2 protein-coding genes are annotated in these 2,486 nt (G+C 70.8%); one reads left to right on the top strand and one right to left on the bottom strand.

Translation table 11 applies throughout. From position 1 onward, the window contains the following. Positions 1 to 209: 209 nt before the first annotated feature. Positions 210 to 800 carry a flavin reductase family protein gene (locus tag G6030_RS15135; RefSeq protein ID WP_182643681.1) on the bottom strand — a complete coding sequence of 197 codons (591 nt, stop codon included), beginning with the start codon at positions 798 to 800 and terminating at the stop codon, positions 210 to 212. A gap of 202 nt (positions 801 to 1,002) precedes the next feature. On the opposite strand from G6030_RS15135, the gene G6030_RS15130 reads away from it, so the two are divergent. Next, a partial coding sequence (locus G6030_RS15130; RefSeq protein ID WP_182643680.1) for a WS/DGAT domain-containing protein occupies positions 1,003 to 2,486 on the top strand: 1,484 nt, incomplete at its 3' end.

Genomic DNA, 2,486 nt, shown 5'->3' with positions numbered 1-2,486 from the left:
GGCGTCTCGCGCGCACCGCGGGGTGTGCGAGACGCCATCGCGGGGAGCGGCTGCCGGCGGGGCAGTACAGGGAGGGGAGCGAGACGCCATCGCGGGGAGCGGCTGTGTGCGGGGCCGTACGTGGGCGGGAGCGAGGCGCCAGGCAGGGGAGCGGCTGCCCCGTGGGCCGCGGCTGCCGGCGGGGCTGGATAGGAACGGGAGCTCCGGACCTACTTCCGCGGCCGCGGCAGCTCCCGCGTGCGCGGGGCGTAGCCCCACTGGTGGCGGCCGAGCCGGGAGGGCGGCAGGAGGATGTCGAAGTCGGGGAGCCCGTCGTCGGCCATGATCTCCTCGTCGGCGGTCACGCTCACCACGCGACCGAGCAGCATCGCGCTGGTGCCCAGGTCGATCACGTCGTGACGCACGCACTCGAACGCGATCGGTGCCTCCGCGACCCGCGGCGGGGAGACGATGTCCGACGGATCGGGGGTCAGCCCCTGCATCTCGAACTCGTCCACCTCCGGCCCGACGGGCGCCGACGTGGCGTTCATCGTCTCCATCAGCGATTCGGTGCCGATGTTCACGACGAACTCGCCGGTGTCCATCACGTTGCGGTACGTGTCCTTGCGGCCGATAGACGTCACGGACAGGATCGCCGGATCCGCGCACGCGACGGTGAAGAACGAGTACGGCGCCAGGTTGAGCACTCCGTCAGCCGAGACGGTCGACACCCACGCGATCGGCCGTGGGGCGATCGAGGCGGTGAGCAGTGCGTAGAAGCCCTTGGCGGGTGGGTCGTCCGGCGTGTGCACGATGCGCATCCGCCCATTGTGCCGCCGGGTGCGGCCATTGCGCGGCGGTGGATGTCATCGCTGTTCTAGCGTGAGTCGCGAGGCTCCCCGGGCTCGAGGGGGCGGGCACCCGGCGAGCGGGAGGAACGGAGCCATGGCGGCGACGGACGGTGCAACGAGCAGTGCGACGGGCAGCGCGGCGGGCAGTGCGACAGGGGGAATGACGGACGGGGTGCGGATCCCACTGCGGGACCAGCTCTGGCTGCTGATGGACCGACCGGACAACCTCATGTACATCAACTCGCTGATGTGGTTCTCCCGCGTGCCGGACTGGGACGCCGTCACAGAGGCGATCCGCACCCGCATGGTCGAGCCGTACCCGGTGTTCCGTCGGGTGGCCAAGCGCAGGGGGCGCCGGTGGTACTGGGTCGACGACCCCGACTTCGATCTGTCGAACCACCTGGTCCGCCGGCGTCTGCCCGAACCCGGCGGACGCGCGGAGGCCGAGGCGCACGTCGCCGAGCAGATGGGCGTGCCGCTCCCCGGAGGCAGTCCGCTGTGGCGGGTCGAGTTCGTCGAGGGGTACCACCCGGACGGCGCGGAGGATGACGGCGCGGAGGATGAGGGCGCGGAGGAGGAGGGCGCGCTCATCCTTTTCCGGGTCCAGCACGGCGTGGTCGACGGGGTCCGGCTCACGCAGCTGGTCCTGGACCTGTGCGATCACGAGGACGACACCCCGCTGCCCTCTGTCGGCCGCGACCTGTCGACCCGGACGAAGGGTGTGCTCGGTGCGGTGAACGCGGTCGGAGAGGCCGGCGCCGACGTGGCCAGGGACTCGTTCGGCACCGCCCGCGGGTTGACCGGTGCAGCGCTGAGGCTCCCGGAGACACTCGGCCGGCTGACCCGCGACGTGTTGGCTCCGGGCCGCCAGCTCTCGCGCGTGCCCACGCGCGCCGTGGAATCCCTGACCGACGCCATCGGTCCGACCAATCGCATGGCCAACACCTACCGCTCGGTGTTCCGGCTGCTGTTCGAGCCGCGCTACGCCGACCTGCCGTGGAGCGGCAGGGTCCACCGCGAGAAGAAGGTGGCGTGGGTCTCCGGTCTGGACCTCGCGGCGATCAAGGAGGTGGCGAAGTCTCACGACAGTACCGTCACCCCGGTGATGATCGCCGCCGTGTCCAAGGCGTTGACCGGGTATCTCGACGCCCATGGAGACCGCCGTGTCTCGGATATCAACCTCATGGTCCCTGTGTCGGTGGGCTCGGGCGACGACGAGGCGGGAGAGCTGGGCAATCACATCACGCTGGTGCTCATGCGGTTGCCGCTGGGGATCGACGACCCGGAGGAGCTGCTCGGCGCGATCACCACCTCGATGACGCGCGTGCGGTACTCGCTCGAGCCGCACGTGACGTTCGCGACGATCCTCACCGTGGCCGCGGCGCCCGGACCGGTGGCACGGGCGGTGATCGACCTGTTCGCCAACAAGACAGTCGGTCAGCTCACCTCTGTGCCGGGTCCGGTCGGCCCGGTCTCGTTGGGCGGGTCGACGGTCGACGGCATGCTCGGGTGGGTGCCGATGAGCGGCGACCAGGCGCTGGGGATCTGCATCTTCAGCTATGACGGCACGGTGACGGTCGGGATCGCCACCGACGCCGAGCTCATCCCTGACCCGGGCGAGGTCGCCGGCCGGATCGAGGAGCAGTTCGCGGAGCT

This window comes from Dietzia sp. E1, assembly GCF_014145015.1.
In the GTDB taxonomy this organism is placed as follows: Bacteria; Actinomycetota; Actinomycetes; order Mycobacteriales; family Mycobacteriaceae; genus Dietzia; species Dietzia cinnamea_A.
The sequence above is the reverse complement of the archived record's forward strand: the minus strand, read 5'-3'. Positions and strand labels throughout refer to the sequence as shown.

Bases quoted from the DNA above. Each gene is read 5' to 3' on its own strand.
- G6030_RS15135 (WP_182643681.1), bottom strand. From the start codon at position 800: ATGCGCATCGTGCACACGCCGGACGACCCACCCGCCAAGGGCTTCTAC.